The 19,804-nt window shown below is 42.2% G+C and carries 18 protein-coding genes; 17 read left to right on the top strand and 1 reads right to left on the bottom strand.

Annotation, left to right across the window (positions count from 1 at the left end):
• Window positions 1–19 precede the first annotated feature (19 nt).
• The 12 genes from AB432_RS27725 to csrA all read left to right on the top strand — a co-directional run bounded on the left by AB432_RS27725 (window position 20) and on the right by csrA (window position 9,254).
• On the top strand, window positions 20–727 hold the full coding sequence (locus AB432_RS27725; protein WP_017252297.1) for a response regulator: 708 nt from the start codon (window positions 20–22) through the stop codon (window positions 725–727).
• Window positions 728–797: 70 nt separating this feature from the next.
• Complete coding sequence (locus AB432_RS27720) at window positions 798–1,163, top strand: glycosyltransferase family A protein (RefSeq protein WP_048035036.1); 366 nt, start codon at window positions 798–800, stop codon at window positions 1,161–1,163.
• Window positions 1,164–1,312: 149 nt separating this feature from the next.
• Entirely contained in the window at window positions 1,313–3,301 is a 1,989-nt protein-coding gene (locus AB432_RS27715; protein WP_048035035.1) for an ATP-dependent helicase ComFA, read from the top strand.
• Window positions 3,298–4,077: a ComF family protein gene (locus AB432_RS27710; RefSeq protein ID WP_048035034.1), complete on the top strand. Its 780-nt coding sequence runs from the start codon at window positions 3,298–3,300 to the stop codon at window positions 4,075–4,077. The genes AB432_RS27715 and AB432_RS27710 overlap by 4 nt, the downstream gene beginning before the upstream one ends.
• Before the next feature lie 87 nt (window positions 4,078–4,164).
• Window positions 4,165–4,593, top strand: coding sequence for a TIGR03826 family flagellar region protein (locus AB432_RS27705; protein ID WP_048035033.1), 429 nt, complete (start codon window positions 4,165–4,167; stop codon window positions 4,591–4,593).
• 110 nt (window positions 4,594–4,703) lie between these two features.
• Window positions 4,704–4,979 (top strand): flagellar biosynthesis anti-sigma factor FlgM, encoded by a 276-nt coding sequence (gene flgM / locus AB432_RS27700; protein WP_016742371.1) that lies wholly within the window; start codon window positions 4,704–4,706, stop codon window positions 4,977–4,979.
• Between the two features lie 72 nt (window positions 4,980–5,051).
• Window positions 5,052–5,543 carry a flagellar protein FlgN gene (locus tag AB432_RS27695; RefSeq protein WP_026134183.1) on the top strand — a complete coding sequence of 164 codons (492 nt, stop codon included), beginning with the start codon at window positions 5,052–5,054 and terminating at the stop codon, window positions 5,541–5,543.
• Between the two features lie 12 nt (window positions 5,544–5,555).
• Window positions 5,556–7,043, top strand: coding sequence for a flagellar hook-associated protein FlgK (gene flgK, locus AB432_RS27690; protein WP_048035032.1), 1,488 nt, complete (start codon window positions 5,556–5,558; stop codon window positions 7,041–7,043).
• Between the two features lie 17 nt (window positions 7,044–7,060).
• A complete protein-coding gene (gene flgL, locus AB432_RS27685; protein ID WP_048035031.1) occupies window positions 7,061–7,963 on the top strand; it encodes a flagellar hook-associated protein FlgL in 903 nt (300 codons plus the stop codon).
• A 20-nt stretch (window positions 7,964–7,983) separates the two neighbouring features.
• Window positions 7,984–8,562, top strand: coding sequence for a DUF6470 family protein (locus AB432_RS27680; protein ID WP_048035030.1), 579 nt, complete (start codon window positions 7,984–7,986; stop codon window positions 8,560–8,562).
• 13 nt (window positions 8,563–8,575) lie between these two features.
• Window positions 8,576–8,992 carry a flagellar assembly protein FliW gene (locus AB432_RS27675; protein WP_048035029.1) on the top strand — a complete coding sequence of 139 codons (417 nt, stop codon included), beginning with the start codon at window positions 8,576–8,578 and terminating at the stop codon, window positions 8,990–8,992.
• A gap of 13 nt (window positions 8,993–9,005) precedes the next feature.
• Window positions 9,006–9,254, top strand: coding sequence for a carbon storage regulator CsrA (gene csrA / locus AB432_RS27670; protein ID WP_048035028.1), 249 nt, complete (start codon window positions 9,006–9,008; stop codon window positions 9,252–9,254).
• 76 nt (window positions 9,255–9,330) lie between these two features.
• Here csrA and fliB read toward each other — a convergent pair whose 3' ends face one another.
• A complete protein-coding gene (gene fliB / locus AB432_RS27665; protein ID WP_048035027.1) occupies window positions 9,331–10,569 on the bottom strand; it encodes a flagellin lysine-N-methylase in 1,239 nt (412 codons plus the stop codon).
• A gap of 240 nt (window positions 10,570–10,809) precedes the next feature.
• On the opposite strand from fliB, the gene AB432_RS27660 reads away from it, so the two are divergent.
• From AB432_RS27660 to AB432_RS27640, 5 genes are all read left to right on the top strand, one after another.
• The gene (locus tag AB432_RS27660; RefSeq protein ID WP_048035026.1) at window positions 10,810–11,634 is read left to right on the top strand and encodes a flagellin N-terminal helical domain-containing protein; all 825 of its coding nucleotides are present in this window, start codon (window positions 10,810–10,812) and stop codon (window positions 11,632–11,634) included.
• A 78-nt stretch (window positions 11,635–11,712) separates the two neighbouring features.
• Window positions 11,713–13,665 (top strand): glycosyltransferase family 2 protein, encoded by a 1,953-nt coding sequence (locus AB432_RS27655; protein ID WP_048035025.1) that lies wholly within the window; start codon window positions 11,713–11,715, stop codon window positions 13,663–13,665.
• A 67-nt stretch (window positions 13,666–13,732) separates the two neighbouring features.
• Window positions 13,733–15,847: a glycosyltransferase gene (locus AB432_RS27650; RefSeq protein ID WP_082196013.1), complete on the top strand. Its 2,115-nt coding sequence runs from the start codon at window positions 13,733–13,735 to the stop codon at window positions 15,845–15,847.
• Between the two features lie 3 nt (window positions 15,848–15,850).
• Entirely contained in the window at window positions 15,851–18,289 is a 2,439-nt protein-coding gene (locus AB432_RS27645; RefSeq protein ID WP_053079643.1) for a glycosyltransferase, read from the top strand.
• Between the two features lie 13 nt (window positions 18,290–18,302).
• On the top strand, window positions 18,303–19,775 hold the full coding sequence (locus AB432_RS27640) for a glycosyltransferase family protein (RefSeq protein WP_048035024.1): 1,473 nt from the start codon (window positions 18,303–18,305) through the stop codon (window positions 19,773–19,775).
• Window positions 19,776–19,804 lie beyond the last annotated feature (29 nt).

Here is a 19,804-nt window from a genome sequence, read left to right as displayed (position 1 = left end):
AAGTACTGGGGGATGAACCATGGATAAGAGACAGCAAGAACTCCGCATTGTGATTGTGGATGACCATCAATTATTTCGTGAAGGCGTAAAGCGAATATTGGAAATGGAAGAAGATTTCAAGGTCGTCGGGGAAGGTGCAGACGGAGGAGAAGCCACAGTATTGGCGGAAGAGCACAAGCCGGATGTCTTGTTGATGGATATTAATATGCCAAACATAAATGGCGTTTCTGCTGCAGAAAATGTGATTTCTGTAAGCCCTTCTACTCGCGTGATTATGCTTTCGATTCATGATGATGAGGGGTATGTGTATCGTACACTCCGCGCTGGAGCGTCGGGCTACTTGCTAAAGGAAATGGGAACGACAGACCTCGTTGACGCTGTGCGTGTAGTAGCGAGTGGTGGTGCGTACATACATCCAAAGGTGACGGGCAAGCTGATTGAAGAATTCCGTCGTCTGAGCGAGCAGGAAGGGACGGCAGAGCGTAGCTTCTCCGTAGATGAATCGCAAGCCATCGATCCAAAAGTGATCGAATCGCTTACCCGTCGCGAGCGAGAAGTATTGCAACTGATGGCAGAAGGGAAAAGCAATCGTGCCATTGGGGAATTCTTGTTTATTAGTGAAAAGACGGTTAAAAATCACGTTAGCAGCATTTTGCAAAAGCTCAATGTTCAAGACCGAACACAAGCTGTTGTCATTTCCATTAAAAACGGCTGGGTGAAACTGTAGGAAGCGCTTCCTATTTGCACTCTGTTCAAGCCGTGCGGCATACCTTGGTATAGGAGGAGGTATGACCGTGATGGAAGAGCTGATTGTATGGCTTTTGGCAGCATTTGGCTGCTCCTCTTTGTTGGTAATGATCGCGGAGCGCTGGACTAATCGGACGGATAGCGCGAGCGAGCTCCCGCATGAGCATTATCGATTGCTGGTGCGCAATTCGGAACAGGTGCTGGAACGTGTAGTACGGAGTCTGCTGTTTCGCTCGTATTGGAGTGGCAGACCTATCCGAATTACCTTGATAGATGATGGATCAGACGATGATACGAAAAAGATGACAGCCGTCTTGAATCGTTATCCGTACGGACATTGTTTGGGAGACGGACAGGAGGAGATGACGGCTGGAACCATCGTCATTGATCTGCGGGAGACAAAAGAGGGAGCATAAAAGTTTGGTGAGTGTAAATATTACGAGCTGTCGACAATAGATCGGCGGCTTTTTTATTTTTCTACGACCTGATTTTGGCTCCGAAATTTATTTGCAGGACCTGCCTGTCTTTTTGCACACTAAGGGCAAGAGGGCGGGGGAGTGAGCGTATGCGTGAGTATTTGCTGTATATCAAGGCTTGCGGCGGATCAACACCACAGGTGCAGACTTATGTTACGCCGAGCTTTTCTGTAGATCGTTCTTTTTGGCAGGAGAGAGAAGGGTGTGTCCTGCATGTCATCGGAAAGACATCTTCGCTTGCTCTGGCTTTTTCCTTGCGTGCGAAGGTGAACGGGTATGTGATGGAACAAGTCGGTAAAGGACGGATGCTGACTGATGGATATGTAAAAGAGTTGAGAGCGCTGGCGGTAAGTAGCGTGTGCGAAGCGAGCAACTTATATGGACGGGAAGCAGTGAGTATACAGGACCGCCGGGAGCAGGGGTGGTTTTCTTGGGAGTCGGTTGAGGAGAGTGTGGAAGTCTCGTATCGAGGTAGCAAAGTATCGGGGAAATTGCCGGGTACTCAGTTGGGCTTTTTGGGTGGTCGCGAACTTTTTCGGTGGAGCTCATCGCGCGAGAAACCACAAGAAGCTGTTTTGAGCGAGATTTTAGACGGGCGTGCACTCCTTTGGGATGAAGTGGAGTCCTTGCTGAAAAAGCGAGGGGTGGACGTGCATGATTTGTCAGCCGTTTTGCATTCTTTCGTGCTCGCAAATAAAGTGCAGTGGCGACCGGGCATTCGGTTTGCGGTTACAAAAGGATGGTGGCGCAATCGGCTGGAGTTGGTCTGTGAACGCTGCGGAAGTGCAGGGGCGAAGGTGGAGTTTACTTATTGTCATACGTGTGAGCAAGGCTGCGCTTATTGCACAGCTTGTTTAGGGATGGGCAGGAGTAAGTGTTGTACACCGTATTTTTTAATGGATGCAGGGGCATCCCTTATCCGTAGCGCAGATCACATACAGAACGTGGCGAGATTGGAGTGGGCGGGGAAGTATTCGGCAGATCAATCGCGGGCGGCTGAGCGAGCGCGTTGCTTTGTAGCCAATCCGAGGCCGGGGCTGTCGGAGTTTTTGATCTGGGCAGTTTGTGGAGCGGGCAAAACAGAGTTGTTATTCCCTTCTGTTACAGAGGCACTTGCTGCTGGCGGTCGCGTTTTGATTGCGACACCTCGAAAAGACGTCGTGTTGGAGCTGGCTCCGAGGATTCAGCGAGTCTTTCCCGGGGCTAAAGTGATAGCCGTCCACGGTTCGAGCTCAGAGAAGTGGGAAGAGAGTGACATCACGATTGCGACCACGCATCAGGTCATGCGCTTCCATCAGCGTTTTTTGCTGGTCGTTCTCGACGAGGCTGACGCGTTCCCCTATCATAATGATCCTATTTTGTATCGCGCTCTATCCAGAGCGGTGAAAAAGAATGGGAAGCTCCTCTATTTAAGCGCGACACCTCCGGGATATTTGCAAAAGCGGCTCGTTAGAAAAGGGCGCTCATTCCTAGGCTCGTCTGGCGCGATACCGCTATTTTCTGATACGCATGTTCTGTTGCCTGGGCGCTATCATGGTGCTGCGCTTCCTGTCCCCAAGATTCTCACGGTACAAGGCTTACATAAGCGTATTCAGACGAATCGATTCGTGGCACCGTTTATAGAAGCGGTGAGTACTTCCCTGAATGAATGCCGACAAGTTTTTGTGTTTGTCCCACGAGTTGATGAAATTGACAAGGTGCTATCGTACCTTCAAAAGTGGCTTCCTGCTCACGCGGGGGAGATGGCCGGTGTTCATGCGGCAGATCCTATGCGGGAGGAGAAGGTACTTGCATTTCGGGAAAAGCGTTATACCGTCATGGTGACGACTACGATTCTGGAGCGGGGTGTGACCATACCGAAGAGTGACGTAGTAGTGGTAGGTGCTGAGGCGCCAGTATTTGACGAGGCGTCATTGGTGCAGATAGCAGGTCGAGTAGGACGATCCATTGATAATACGACGGGTAGTGTTTTATTTTTGCAAGCAGAACGCGCTACTTCTCCAAAGCGGGCCGTCAGACAGATTTCACAGATGAACAGATTGGCTCAAAAGCTCACGGAACAAAGAGGCCTTTCATGACCAGTGGGATGTGTGTACGTTGTGGTGGACATATCACAGCTCTCCAAAAGGAAACGGTCGTTCGTGAAAAGGCCCGACAGCTATCCAATCAGGCGAACTATCCAGTCATCTACCGGATGTTAAAAGGGCTTATGTTGTGTGGAGCTTGTCTTAATGCTTTGCCTGTGGTTGGGCGTGATATTTGCCAGCGGTGCGGGCGGGATAAGGAGATTCAGGCTAGTATCGGCAACGAAGGGCTATGCAGGGATTGTGTTTATGGAGAAGATGAGCAGATATTGGTGGCAAATCGAAGCTTGCTTCGCTATGAAAAAGGAGAGAAGGATTTGCTCGGAATGTTTAAATACCGCGGTGACGAGCGGCTAGCTTTATACTACGGTACGCTTCTCGCCATTACGGTTCAGCGTTATTACAGGTCCATGAGTTTTACCTGTATCACGACGGTTCCTTTACATCCGCAACGTTTGCGGGAACGCGGCTTTAATCAGGTGGATTTGCTGGCCCGCCATTTAGGAGCAGCGATCAAGATTCCCGTGAGACCATTGCTACGTCGAGCGAAGGACACCCCGAAGCTAAGCAAACAGAGAGGGCGCGCAGCACGTCACGAAAGCATGCGCGAAGCTTTTGTATGGGATAGCGAGGATAGGCCCTCTGCTGCTAAAATCCTGCTCATGGACGATATTTATACGACTGGTTCGACGTTGCGTTCGTGCGCGAGGACAATCAGAGAACATTTGGGGCCAAGCTGTGAAATATATTCCTTGACAATATACCGATAGCCAGTTTGGAAAAATTAAGCTATTATGTAGGCATACAACGGATATGGAACCGTATGAACTTTCTGAACGGAAAAGGGGTTGTCCGATATGTCTATGGGCAAGTTGGCAAACTGCTCGCGGTGTGATGCTGTATTTGTACAAGCAGTCCGTGACATTTGCCCCAAATGTCATAAAGAAGTGGAACAAGAATATGAAGCATGCGCCCAGTTTTTGCGTAAGCGCGAAAATCGCGGATCGAATATTCACCAAGTAAGCGAAGCTACAGGCGTGAGCGTGAAGCAAATCACGAAATTTATCAAAGAAGGGCGCATTTCAGTTGCTGGAAATCCCAACCTTGGCTATCCATGTGAGCGCTGCGGTTTTTTGATTCGAGCAGGCAACATTTGCGAATCTTGTCTAAAAGGCTTGAAGCACGAAATCACGCAACAACTCGAGGTAGAGCAACGATTGGAGGATCTCCAACGCGCCGATCTGGCTCAGGCAGCTTATCGAAGAAAGCAGAATAGTGACGAATAGTTTTATGCAAAAAAACTAATCGTACATGATGAAATTGCCGATGATACTACTAAGAGGTGTCATCGGTTTTTTCTATGAAAAGACCGTTGGTATGAGAGGATGGTAATCAGATGCGGATTAATGAACCTAACCGTGTCGGGATGATCAATGCTTACAACAAGACAGGTAACAACCAGGTAGGCAAAAGCGGCAAAATCCCGATGGGCAAGGATGAAGTGAACATTTCCACAGAAGCGCTGGAAATGCAAAAGCAAGTAGAGGATGTCAACTCTCCACAACGTCGGGAAAAAGTGGAGCAGTTGAAGAAGCAAGTGGAGGAAGGAAAATATCACGTCTCAAGTGAGCGAATCGCTGATAAGCTCCTGTCCTTTTGGAAAAAGCTGTAACACAGATCTAAAGAGGGCTTTTTGAACAGCCTCTTTAAATAGTTTTCGATGGAAGATGAGGAGAAGCAAGGAATGAACAGACTCTACGATCTGCTCGACAACTTGATCCAGTTGCACAAAGCCTTGTACACCTTAGCCATGCACAAAAAAGAGGTGCTGGTAAAAGGGAATGTGGATGAATTGATAGCCATTACACGCCAGGAGCAAAAACTGATCAAGGGCGTCACAGAAGCTGAAGCAGCCCGCCAGCAAGTTGTAAAAGAACTGACAGCACAGAAGGGCTTTGCGCTGCAAGAAGGCACACTGGCTGAATTGATCAAGTTGACGACCAGTGCGGAAGAGAAGATGCGACTCACTTCCTGTCGTAATGAGCTAAGCCGGATTGTGACCGAACTGCGCGATGCTAACGACCTGAATCAGCAGTTACTGGAGCAATCCCTTTCTTTTGTAAACATGACGCTCGACCTGATCACGGATACGCCCGAGGACGACTTCATCTACGGAAGACCGACCTCGGATACGTATCGTCAGGCTAATCGAACTTTTTTCAATAAAAAAGCGTAAAGAGGTGTCGAAATGCGCTCTACTTTTCATGGAATTGAAGTCAGCAAACGCGGCTTGTTCGCTCAACAGTCCGCGCTAAATACAACGGGACACAATATCTCCAATGCGAATACGGAAGGCTACAGTCGCCAGCGCGTGAATATGCAGGCTACGACTGGGTTGCCTTATGTGGGGATGCAAGCGAGTATTGAGCCGGGTTTGCTCGGGACTGGTGTGCAAGCGACTAGTATTCAGCGTTTGCGGGAAGAGTTTTTGGATATTCAGTTTCGGAATGAGCATAAGCGTCAAGGTCTCTGGGATGCTCGTCTGGAAACCCTGGAGAAATTGGAAGGCATCATGAATGAACCTTCCGATACTGGCTTGCAAAAAGTTATGGATCAAATGTGGCAAGCTTGGCAGGACCTTGCAAAGGACCCGACAGATACATCGGCTCGCGCAGTTGTTCGGGAACGCAGCAAGGCAGTAGCGGATACATTCAATACGTTAACCAATCATATCAAGGAAGTACAAACCGATCTCAACAACGTGATCAATGTAAAAGCGATGGAGATTAACTCCTTGGGTCAACAAATTGCTAATTTGAACAATCAAATTTCAAACGTTGTTCCACATGGATATGAGCCAAACGACTTGTATGATCAGCGTGATGTCCTTTTAGACAAGCTCTCTAAACTGGTTGAGATCCGCGCAACGCAAACAACAGCAGGAATGGTCAATGTAACGATTGAAGGTCGTGATTTTGTTACAGGAATTACATCGCAGCCTGTAGCTACTGTACAAAATCCAGCTACAGGCTTGAGTGACATGACGCTGGGTGGAGCTGCATTTGTGCCGACAACCGGCTATATGGCAGGAACATTCCAATCTCGTGATCAGATCGTGCCGAACATGCTGAAACGCCTGGATGTTTTGGCCGTGAATCTTACGAGGGAAATTAACGACCTGCATCGTGCAGGACGAAGCTTGAGTGACATTAATAATGGCACTGTACAAGATCTCCCATTCTTTGTGGATGCGAACTCTCTTGCAACGAACCCAGCTTCCAAAAATTATCCGACAAGCGCATCCAGCCTGGTTGTTAACCCGGAGATCATGAAGAGCTTGGATGCCATCGCGGCAGCACAAGAAGAAGCAGGAGGCACTCCTGTAGGGAATAATAAGAGTGCGCTTGCTATCGCATCGATCAAATTTAAAGTTTTGACTGCAGGTGCGGGTCCTAATGATTTGGCAGAAAGCTCTACGTTGGATAACTACTATCGCTATACGATCAGCCAATTAGGTGTCGACGCCCAGGAAGCCAAACGTAACCAGTTGAACTCTGAAATGCTCGTTGGAACCGTTGACAGTCAACGTCAATCGGTATCTGGTGTATCAATCGATGACGAGATGGCGGAAATGGTGAAATATCAGCATGCGTACAGTGCATCTGCACGTGTCATGACAAGCATGGACGAAATTTTGGATAAAGTCATCAATGGCATGGGCCGGGTTGGCCTCTAATTAGGAGGGGATAGATTATGGCGGTACGCGTAACGCAGAACATGCTGAATAGTAATATGCTGCGGAATTTGCATAATTCCATGCGTAACATGGACAAGCTGCAACAACAGCTTTCGTCTGGGAGCAAAATTGAAAGACCATCCGATGATCCAGTAGTTGCTGCACGGGGGATGTTTTATCGGTCTTCATTGATGGAGAATGATCAATACAGCCGAAATGTGGATGAAGCACAGTCTTGGATGGATATGACTGATGCTACGATGGATGAAGTAGGAAACGTATTAAAACGAATAAAAGAGCTTCTGGTATATTCCGGGGATGGGGCAGTTTCGCCCGACGATTTAAAGGCGATGTCATCAGAGGTTAAAGAATTGAAAAATCACTTGGGGACCTTGGCTAACCAACAAATAAATGGGAAGTACATCTTTGCAGGTACGGATACCAACAAGCCTCCATACGACATGACAGCAAATGGTGGCAAGGGTGATTTTGTAAACACAAATAGTTCTCCTATTAATTTAGAGGTAAGTCAAAATGTATTCGTTACATCCAATATTAACGCTCAAAATATATTTAACTTCCCGAATAACGGTAGCAATATGTTCAAAGTCTTGGATAATATTATTACAGAGCTAGACAGTGGAAAAAGTGCAACGCAATTTCAGGAAGCAATTGGGCAGCAATTCGATAAGCTCTTGGCAGAGAGGGCTTCGCTAGGTGCAAATGTCAATCGCGTTGAGCTGATTGCAGAGCGATTAAAGTCCCAAGAAGTAAGCATTACTGGACTCATGTCCAAAAATGAAGATGCAAATATGGCGGAAGTAATGACGGACCTGAAGACGCAAGAGAGTGTTCATCAAGCTGCACTAGGGTCCGGGGCGCGAATTATACAGCCTACACTTCTAGACTTCCTCCGTTAATGATAAAATGAGGTGGGTCTATGCAGATTCCTCAACTTAAAATGGAAAGCTCTTTTGCTCGATTAGGACTAAATGTGACAAAGGCAACACATGAAATAAAGCAACCGCAAGCCGAAATGAATCTTCGTCAACAGCCAGCTGAGCTCACGATTGAGCAAGCCCGGACCGAATTACAGATTGATTCTAGTCAGGCAAGGGCCAATATTGGAATCATGACTCCCATGCAGTTTAGTGACAGCAATGCCTCTTACGGATATCAGAAAGCGATGCAAGCTATTGCAGAGAAGAGTCAAGAAGGCGATCGGCTGATGAGAATTCATACCAAGGAGAATGCAATCGCAGCCATCGGAAGAGAGCGAGGTATGCGGGTGTTGGACAGTGGTTATTCTCCTCCAGCATCTTCGGGGGACGAGGGTGTCGACATAAGTATTCAGCTCAAGCCAGTAGTTATCAACGTAAGACGAAATGGAATGAGTATGGACCCGGTGATCCGACCGCCTGAATTTACGTATATACCAGGCAAAGTGGAGCCATACATCTTACAGCAAAATAGCTTGAAAATAGAGGTCGTTGGTAGCCAGTTGGACCGAATGATGTAAGTGAGGGGAAAACATGAACGCAAGTCAGCAGGTAGAATTGGGCAAGCTATTTTTTGAAGACGGCATTCCTGGATTTTCTCATTTGCAGTTTTTTCAATTGATACAGGAAGAAGAGAGTCCCTTTTTTCTCATTCAGTCAACAGAAGAAAAGGATATTGGTTTTTGGGTGGTAAATCCTTTTTCTTTCTTCCCTGATTATCGATTTACTCTCCCTGAGGTATCGAAAGAGGCGTTGCGTATGGAAGCGGATTCTCCTGTCGTTGTGTTTTCTATCGTTACCATTCGGGGCAAAAATCAAGCTTCAGTTAATTTGAAGGCTCCTATCGTGCTCAATTTAGCCAATCGAATGGGCAAACAGGTCATTTTGCAGGAAGATTCGTATCCTATCCGCCAGCCGTTGTTCTCGCAACAAGCTGCGGATACTGAATAGGTGGTGTCCAAACATGCTGGTCCTTTCTCGAAAGAAAAATGAATCCATAATGATTGGTGACACCATCGAAATCAAGATTATTTCAATTGATGGGGATCAAGTTCGGATTGGGATTGAAGCTCCACGGAAACTGGATGTGTATCGAAAGGAAATCTACGATGCCATTCAGGAGGAAAATAGGCAGGCAACGACTCAAGAGACGGATTGGTCGGCTTTGAAACAGCTTATGCAAATGAATCAGAAACGGGAAGATGGTCAATAGATCATCTTTTTCTTTTTTATAGAATAAAAGAGGCTGCATCGAGTGTGCTCGGCAGCCATGGTTGAAACGAGAGTCCTTACTCATTTTTTAGGAAAATAGCCATTCCTGCTATTGACACGAACCCACGTCTTTGCAGATAGTCATAAGCAATTTGTAAATATCTCGAATTGTGCTCAACTGTTTTAGAAAAGGATTGAATTAAGGTAATGACATGATCTACTGTTAGATTTTCTTTGTAGAAACCCGAGATCCCAATAAGGTGCATTTTAATTAGACTATATTGTAATGCAAGGGAGACGTAATTTTCAAAAACATTATATTGTCCGTAAAAAGGAAAAGTATACTTGTAAATATAATTGACCAGATAGTTCTCAAGAATGTATGAATGGTTAGCAATAAATGGTCGGTAGTAGGAATTATAAGCAACCTGGTAATTATGATTTGTCTGTTCAAGGGTATATCCATCTTCGTAAGAAAGCCCCTTTAAAAAGGTATTGAAGATGTCTAAGTAACGTTGGTTTTCTGTCCCAATATGAATTCGAAGGCTAATTAATTCAGTAAGCAGTTGAACTTGTGCTGTACTTTCAATTGGAATATTAGCCAATGCATCGCGAAGAGTATTCGTTCTAACTAACGTACGGTAATCCTCAATTAACTGCGGAATAGTTGAAATAATGCCATTATCAATCGTTTCTTGTACGTTTTGATAGAACAATCCTAGCATAAGGATACGATCAGTGATGGTGTATTGCCGATTCTGTATTAACTCTATTGAAAAGATACGTAAATCCCAAAAGTAAAACTGTATGTGGTCAGGTGTGAGCGAGTCAGGGTTTAGTTGAGATTGGAAAGAATACTTCTCACGAGATTTTGAAGGGACCTGAAAAAATTCCATTGGCTCTGGATTTAATAACGCCAAACGCGCCGCTTCGGGACAGGACATGCTGGCTGATTGTTCAAAACTCCCATTAATAATGTTTGTGACGCGTGGATAAGCAGAGCAAGTAGTGGACAGATAGTCTTCACCCAGCTTTAATTGAATTTCACAAAGGCCCTCCGGAGAGAGCATGGAGCAGCTTTGGCATCCCGACAACAGGATGCTTGCATAGTGAGAATCGGAAGGAGTGGAACGATTTCTTGTAATTTCTGCATCTAGTTTCTTGGCAAGCTGGGTGTCCTTTACTTTTTTATACTTTTTGTAGGTTGATTTGTCTATTGGTACACTCCAGCCTTTGCAACAGGTATCCTCACAGGAAGAGCCAATGCATTGGAATTGTTCCAGATATTTAGGAACTAGCATAATCTGTTTGGTCATCGAATAATCCTCCTTTTTCCCCTACTAATACTATTCGGAGATTCCAGCTTCTTTAATAAGAACAATCCGTAGAAAAATAAAAAATGAAGAAAAAACTCGAAAAATGCTAATGCAGATATGAAGAGAATCCGATAATAGAAATGTAGAGAGGAAGTTGCAAGCGCGCGATTGCGATTGAATCTCAAAATATAGGAACAGTCACAGGGACGTGACTGTCGAAAACTCAAGGAGGAATTACACATGATTATCCAACACAATATGTCGGCGATCAACACTCATCGTCAACTCGGCGTTAACGCTGGCAACCTGTCCAAAAACGTAGAGAAACTGTCTTCTGGCTACCGCATCAACCGTGCGGCTGACGATGCTGCTGGTCTCTCCATCTCCGAGCGTATGCGTGCACAAATCCGTGGTATGGAGCAAGCTTCCCGCAACTCCCAAGACGGTATCTCTCTGATTCAAACAGCTGAGGGTGCTCTGCAAACAGTTAACAACATGCTGGTTCGTGTAAAAGAATTGGCTACTCAAGCTGCTAACGGTACTTACAGCAAAACAGACGACCTTGCTCGTATTCAAGAAGAGTTGGTTGAACTGGGTAAAGAAGTAACAAACATTAAAGACAACACAAAATTCAATGGCATCAAATTGCTGGATGAATCTGCTGGTACAATTTCTCTGCAAATTGGTCAAGAGCACACTCAAGTTCTCGGTCTGAATTCTGCAAGCTTTAGCTTGTCTGGTGTAAACGTAGCAATGAATACAACTTGGAAGCTGAACGACCAAGCAGAAGCAAGCAAAGTATTGAGCACTATTGATGCTCAAATCAACGCAGTAAGCTCTGCACGTTCTTACTTGGGTGCGAACCAAAACCGTTTGGAAAACACAATCAATAACCTGAACACAACTTCCGAGAACCTCACTGCTGCTGAATCCCGTATCCGCGATGTTGATATGGCGAAAGAGCAAATGCAATTCACTAAGAACAACATTCTTACTCAAGCTGCTCAAGCTATGCTTGCTCAAGCTAACCAACTGCCACAAGGTGTATTGCAACTTCTCCGCTAAATGTAAGTTTAAAAGAGAGCAAGGTTTCCTTGCTCTCTTTTTTAGAATCTATTTTCAAAAGAGAGGACTTACCGTTCCATGAAAATATCTGTTTCGGCCTGTGTCATTACAAAAAATGAAGAGAAGAATCTGCCTGTTTGCCTAAAAAGTATACAATCCATTGTCTCGGAAATCATTGTAGTGGATACAGGATCAACAGATCGAACGGTTCAAATTGCAAAAGAATTTGGAGCGAGAGTGTTTTCTTTTGAATGGATACATGATTTTGCAGCAGCTAGAAATTATGCGATCGAACAGGCGTCATCAGATTGGATCATTTTTTTGGATGCAGATGAGTATTTTTCCCCTGATTGCGTGCAATATCTTCCTGGAGCAATTTTGGAAGCAACTCAGAAAGAGTTAGATATGATTTTATGTATGATGTCCCATATCGAGCCGAAAACAGGTAAATTGACCTTCTCTAATATTCACATTCGGATATTCAGAAATCACCCGCAAATTCGTTATGTGGGTGCTATTCACGAGCGAATTGTACGGATGGATAAACCAGCTCAGGCTTTGGATGTCCAACAAGATATTACGATCATTCATACAGGATACTGTGATGAAGATTTGCATACAAAGGAAAAGGGAAAGCGTAATCTCGAAATTTTGTTTAGCGAATTACAAAAAAAACCAGACAGTTTCGATTTGTTATTTTATATCGCAGAGTCTTATTTAGTAGATAAAAAATACGAAGAGGCACTTGAATATGCGAAGCGTGCACAAAAATATAGAAACTCTGGGCTAAAGGGCGTTTATGAAAAAAATTATGTAAATATCATTAAATGCCTAAATCAACTTGGAGAGCAAGAAAAAGTTATTTTACAAACAATACTGGAGGCCATTGAAGAATATCCGAATTACCCTGATTTATATCTCTTATTGGGGGATGCTCATAAAAGATCTTATCGTTATAGAGATGCCATTCATGTTTATCAAATAGGAGTAAATTTACTGAACCAGTCATCTATTGCACAGTCAAATGGTTATGCTACTGCAGCAAGGGTTTTAGACAGTGTAGGCTTTTTATACAGCAAACTAAGGGAATGGAATCAGTCCGTCACGTATCATGTTCAGGCTCTTCAAATAGATAAGTTCCTATATACTTCATTAGTTAATTTGATAAGTGTACTTGGACGCTTTGAAAAACCTGATACTGTAGTTTCATTCCTCGACAAAATATACGAACGGAGTAATATTCGAGAGTGCCTATATCTGTTCAGGGCTTCTTTGGAGTCAAATAATATTGGAGTAGCTACTATTCTGCTGAAAAATCTACCTGAGAAAGACCCGGCATTAAAAGAGTTTAAAGCAATATTTGATTTTCTCACTGGCAATTATGAGCATGCTTATAGCGTATTTTGTGATTTGTATCGAGAGACATCAACAATAGAGTATGCATATGGGGCATTGGCTGCAGCATGGAAAAAGAACAATCCAAATTACTATACCGATCTTCAAAATTTGTTTTCTAACGATAGCGAGTTGCACCAACTAACATTGAATATTTTAGGGGAAACATCCCAATTTAATATAGATAAAAAAAGCATGCTTATGTTTTTGATTTATGTAAGTGGAACGTTAAAAATATCCGATTTCCAATTACTCTTTGATGTAGTAAAAAAATCAAACTTGTATTTGGAGATGGCTGAATATCTGTACATTCAAGAAAAATATGTAGATGCTTATCAGTTTTACAATGTGTTTCTCGAGCAAGGAGAACAGCTACCGAGTAACAGGCTTGCAGAGATTACATTTAAAGTGGGAGATTGCTTATTACAATGTGGATTACATGAACATGCATGGGCTTTTCTACAGAAAGCACATTCTCTTGTACCAGAAGATTTTCGTGTGTATGAATCCTTATTTGAGTTAGCTAAACATAGCAAGCGTGTGCATGAAGTGAAGAGTGTCTTGGAAACTGCGATAAGAAAATATCCAGATTCTAACTATTTAAGAAACCTCAAAGAACAATCGATACTAGCTTAAATTGTCATCCAAGACTTTTCTCCAGGGAAGATAGAGACCGTGGTCTCTCTTTTTTTCTAAATAACGTATGGACGGATTAGGTGATCGAATGAAAACCAGCATCGTTATTCTCACACACAATCATTTAGAGGTGACCAAACTTTGCATAGAAAGCATACGCCAGTATACGAATCCGCAAAGTTATGAACTGATTGTAGTTGATAATGCCTCAACAGATGGAACGACTCAGTGGTTATCAGAGCAGCAGGATATCCGTAGTATTTTTAATACCCAAAATATGGGGTTCCCAGCAGGGTGTAATCAGGGAATGAAAATAGCAATCGGTGACAACATTATGCTCTTAAATAATGATGTCGTAGTAACAAAGGGATGGCTAGAGAACTTGCTGACATGCTTGTACAGTCAGGATAATATCGGTGCTGTTGGGCCAATTACAAATAGATGTGCTTACTATCAAACCATTCCAGTAAGCTATCAAACCCTTGAAGAGATGCAGCCTTTTGCTGCAAAACATAATGCAAGCAATTCGGACCTTTGGGAAGAACGTTTAAAATTAATCGGGTATGCTTTTCTCTTTAAAAGAGTTGTCTATGAAAAGGTTGGCGAGCTGGACGAGATTTTCAGCCCAGGCAATTTTGAAGATGACGATTATTCGATTCGAATCAGGCAAGCTGGATATAAACTGATTTTGTGCAAAGACACGTTTATTCATCATTTTGGTTCGGTTTCTTTTAATGAGAAGCCGAAGGAGTATCAGTCTTTGCTAAAAAGAAATGAAGAGAAGTTTGTTGAGAAATGGGGATTTGATTCCCAAAAAACGATGCTAATTCGCTATGAAATCCTTCCACTTATTACTCATGACAAAGAAGACTCGTTTTCTTTGCTGGAGATTGGATCTGGATGCGGTGGCACGCTGTTGCAAGCAAAAAATAGTTTTCCTAAATCAAAAGTTTATGGATTTGATTCTCATGAAGCGGCTGCGAGACAAGCTTCTTCTTTTGCTGATGTCAGGACGGGTGATTGGGAAAGTTTTCATTCTCAGTATACAGGAGAGTTGTTTGAGTACATCGTTATCAACAATGTGCTTGAAAAAGTAGCGGATCCTATTGCGTTTATAGAAAAAGCAAAATCATTGCTGCACCCAAGAGGCTCTTTGATCATGATCAACAAAAATTTGAACCATATTCATGTCATAGAAGGATTGGCAAAAGGCGTTTCTCCATTTGCGTACGATGAGAAGCGGTACTTCACATTGAACGAGCTCACCGAAATGCTCGGGATTGCGGGCTTTTCACAAGTAGAGTACAGTTCACATCCAATATGGTTGTATAAGTCTACAGTTGAGTTTATGGAAAGCATCATCCCTCATGCGAACGAGCAAATGAAAAATTATTATCGTGCTTATGAATTTGTATTGAAAGCCACGGCTAATTCAGCATTTCCGTCTATTTCTATTTCTATAGAAGAATTGCAACGCGGAGAGAATGTAGATTTTCAATTGCAAGCCTTGCGCGATGTAGGTTGTGATCGAGTAATTGAGAAGGTCATGACGGAAGCCAATGACAGAATTGCGACGTTAAATCTGCTAGCCGTGAAAAATTTTGAACATGGTTATCTCGAAGATGTCATTCCCTATTTACAAAAGGCTTATGAATTGGATGAACACAATCTGGATACCCTATACAATTTATCTGCTGTTATGGAAATCAGCGGAGAAACAGAGCTGGCAGCATGGTACGCAGAGCAGATTAGCAAGGTTTCCAGTGAAGATATGGAGACGTTACCTGAACCATTCGATAGGCAGCAACTTAAATTTTTAGTGCGCCGGATTGAGTTCGGTGTTCAAACAGAGGAAGCAGTTTTAGAATTACTGAACGGACTCAAGCAAGCGGTTGTTTCTGTAGAAGAGATTATAAATGTAGTAACAGATGACGTGGTAAATAAAGTAGAAGTACTTAATCTAATTGGAGTTCATTGTTATGAGAACGACTTGCATGAGGAGGTTATCCCTCTACTTCAATCTGCGTATGATATCAATCGATTGGATCATCACACACTGTATAATTTGGCCTATGTCATGAATGCATACGGTGAAAAACAACTAGCACTATCCTTCGTACAGCAGATTGAGCAGCCAGATGAGACAGTGCTTGAGCTAATGGCTGCAATCAAAGGAGCATAACAGATGAATGACAAGAAAATCTGCTTTATCTATTGTGTAAAAGATCAGCGAATGTTTGAGGAGTCAGTTAAGTTTTTACACGCTTTAGAGATTCCAGAAGGTTATGAGATTGATATTTTACCTGTTCTGGATGCTCCCAGCATGGCTGCAGGATACAATTACGCGATGAAAGCTAGCGATGCCAAGTACAAGGTGTATCTACAGGAAGATGTATCTATCATTAATAAAAATTTTGTGGAAGACATCCTGAAAGTGTTTTGCAATGACCCTGAAGTAGGAATGCTAGGTTTGATGGGAGCGAAGGAGTTAACTGCTAGCGCGATCTGGTGGGAAAGCAAAGAGCTATTCGGGAAGGTATATGACAGTCATACCGGAAAAATGCAACTATTGGCTTTTCGGGAAGTTGAGGAAGCATATCAAAGTGTAGAAGTCATCGATGGGCTGTTGATGGCTACACAGTATGATATTCCGTGGAAAGAAGAAATCTTTGATGACTGGGATTTTTATGATCTATCTCAAAGTATCGAGTTCTGTCTGAACGGATTAAAAGTAGTAATTCCTAGACAAGAGTCTCCTTGGGCTTTACATGATTGCGGCATCATGAGTACAGACAATTATCATTACTACAAAAGCTTGTTTATTCACCACTATGAATGGAAAAAAGCTGAGAACAAGAACCTGCCGCTCGTGAGTATTTTAATACCAACTTATAATCGACCTCAATTATTTGAGCTGGCATTAAGAAGCGCATTAGGGCAAACCTATCCGAATATTGAAGTGATTATTGGTGATGACAGTACAAATGACGAGACTGAACGGTTGATTAAAAAGTACGTTAGTCAGTTTAAAAATATTCGCTATGTAAAAAACGAGGGAAATGTAAGGAAGTTCCAAAAACATCTTATGCTTTTTGATTTGGCAAATGGTGAATATGTGAATTATCTGACCGACTCTGATCTGTTTCATCATGAAAAGATTGAAAAGATGATGAAGTATTTCCTTGAGGATACAAATAAGGAGATTACGATTGTAACCTCACATCGTTTGATTATTGATGATCAAAATAATCCTTATCCAGAAGAGGGAATAACTAAACGACTGTTCGAGGTAGATTCCACTGTAGATGGAATAGAGTTTGGGGATTTTATTCTAAGTGTAAACGGAAACTTTATTGGTGAACCTACAACAGCTTTGTTTCGGAAATCTGATCTTACGGTTCCCTTTGGAACATTTTCTGGTAGAGAGTATGGCTGCAATATAGATATGGCTACCTGGCTTAACTTACTAGCTAAAGGGAAGATCGTGTATATTTCAGAGACATTAAGTTATTTTCGAATTCATGGCGAACAACAACAGCAATCAAGTAATATGGTGCTTGCGGGAACTGCAGACTACATGCATGAAATATTGCATGCTCCTCAATATGGCTTTTTTAATAATTCTAGTAAGTATCTATCAGCATTAAAGAGTGCTAAAAAGTACGCAGATAAAGTAATAAGTCAAGAGGGCAACAAAGAAGAAGCTAAAAGCAACGATGAATTTAGAAGATTTTATAGGATTCTAATCGAATCAATTGACTCACTTGAACATTTAGAAGAGAAAACGCTTATTGACCCCCCATTAGTAAGTGTTATTATTCCTAGTTACCATTTGTCTCATGATCTGGAGTTAGGAATCCGAAGTTTATTAAGACAATCATATAAACATATAGAGATCATCGCGGATGGCTATTATGACAGTAACGATCATATACAGATCGATACTTCAATCCCAATTAAATATATTCAAACAAATAGTATAGATATGGTGTCTAGAGTAAATGAACTTATTGAAGCTGCTTCTGGTCAGTACGTGTATATTTTTCAAGAGGGCATAGAATTATGTAGTGAAAACATAAAGCATAAAGTAACTACGCTATTAAATAGTAAAAAAGAAAACATAAATGGTGTGTTGTCAATAAGAAAAGAAGTGAATGTAAATCAATATGGGGAAAATTATACAATAGCAGGAAGAATCATTTTACATGATGTGAAAAAGGACGAAAGTTTGTTCGACGGATTATTTGATAAGAAGCTTTTTGCTACTCAAGGTTTACTAGAAGATTGTTTTATCAACAAAAGTTATGTTTTAGCTTTATTGAAGCTATGCAGTCTCGAAAATATTATTGTCACACAAAATAACGGGTTCTCAGGAATTGATAATAGTAATCCCCAGAAAGATGAGATCGGACAAGTCATCGAGCAGGCGAAAATGATAATTTTTGGAGAAGCGTGGGGGATAAAACTAGAAAATCAAGAATTCATTGAGGTAGTTATTGAATGCCATAATAAAATAATGAATATCATGTATGCAAATAATTTCCGTGAAGAATTTATAGCAAGTTTAATACCTTATGAGAAACATTTGAGAGAGTTAATTAGACGAGTGGTTAGTGTAATCTAAAGGGGCGATATGTATGTCCATCATCAAAGAAAATAGAATTATGTTTGAAAAACTAGCGACGCACGTATTTGCTCCTCTTGAAAGGGATAATGATAACAAAATTATTCTCTCTTCAATTATTGCTTCAACCAGTGCATGGCAGTCATTCCCGGGTTTTTATTGCCACCCTGAAATGGAAGAAATACTGTACCAAATTGCACGAAAGATACAGTACCATACAAAGGATTTTAAATACTACATTCCTTCATCTATAGAAGACAGTCGTAGAATTCTCCATGTTTTCAGTACAACATACGCGGTAGGGGGACACACAAAGGTCGCGGAGAGATGGATGAAAAACAAACTAAGGAATGAACGTCACGCGATTGTTATTACAAATCAAAAAGAATTAGGTAATTCATACCCAGTACCTGCTTGGCTAATTCAAGCTACAGAAGAGGCTGGAGGTGTATGTATTGAAATTGAAGATAGTTATTCTATGGTAGATCGAGCAGCGGCTCTTAGATCAATTGCATATGAGTGGGCAGATCTAATTGTATTACATATTCACCCTAATGATCCGATTCCTTTAATAGCGTTTGGAGTACCAGGAGGTCCACCAGTATTATTTCTCAATCATGCGGACCATGTTTTTTGGCTTGGGAGTGGTGTCGCTGATGTTGTTTTAGATATTAGGGAGTCGGGGAATCTTTTAACACATTCAAAGAGATTTGCTCGAAATGCCACAGTATTACCACTTCCATTAGACGAAGTAAAAATAAAAGATAAAAAATACTTTCGTGAAAGGCTAGGTATTCATAAAGATCAGACTGTACTCCTCTCTATTGCGTCATCATATAAATATGAACCCATTGGAGAGTATAATTTTATAAAAAGTAGTATCGAGTTACTAAAAAGGAATCCAGATATAATTCTTCTTGTAGTTGGGCCGAGCGCTCAACACCCTTTATGGCAAAATGCTTACAACGAATCAGAAGGAAAAATTATTGCCACAGGTACTCAAAATGACTTAGTTCCGTTTTACTCAGTGGCTGATATCTACCTTGAAAGTTTTCCTGTTGGATCGGCTACCGCAGCACTTGATGCTTGCCTATATGGGATTCCAGTTGTTAAATCGCCTAGTCCACTTTCACCACTATTTTCAATGAGCAACTATGACGGTATGAAAGAACATGCCAGTAACTTTGAAGACTATTTTCTTCAAATTGAAGAATATATCAATAATTCAGAATACAGGGTTTCATGCGGGATAACACAAAAGCAGGATGTAGAAAAGAACCATGTAGGAGCTAGTTGGAACAATAAACTTGAGAAAGTAATGAGTAATGTTCCAAAATCTCATATTGTCGGCTTCGGTAACAATTTGAAAGAAAGTGATAATTTCGTTGGCGACCATGATGCAGTACTATCAATATTAAATCAACACAAACAAAGGTTGTTACAAGATGCATATATAAAACATTATTTTCCTCAAATATTATTTTAATAAATTAGTCTGATTAAATGAAATTGAAG

Source organism: Brevibacillus brevis, from assembly GCF_001039275.2.
Lineage (GTDB): Bacteria > Bacillota > Bacilli > Brevibacillales > Brevibacillaceae > Brevibacillus > Brevibacillus brevis_C.
This window is presented reverse-complemented; position numbering and strand designations above follow the sequence as displayed.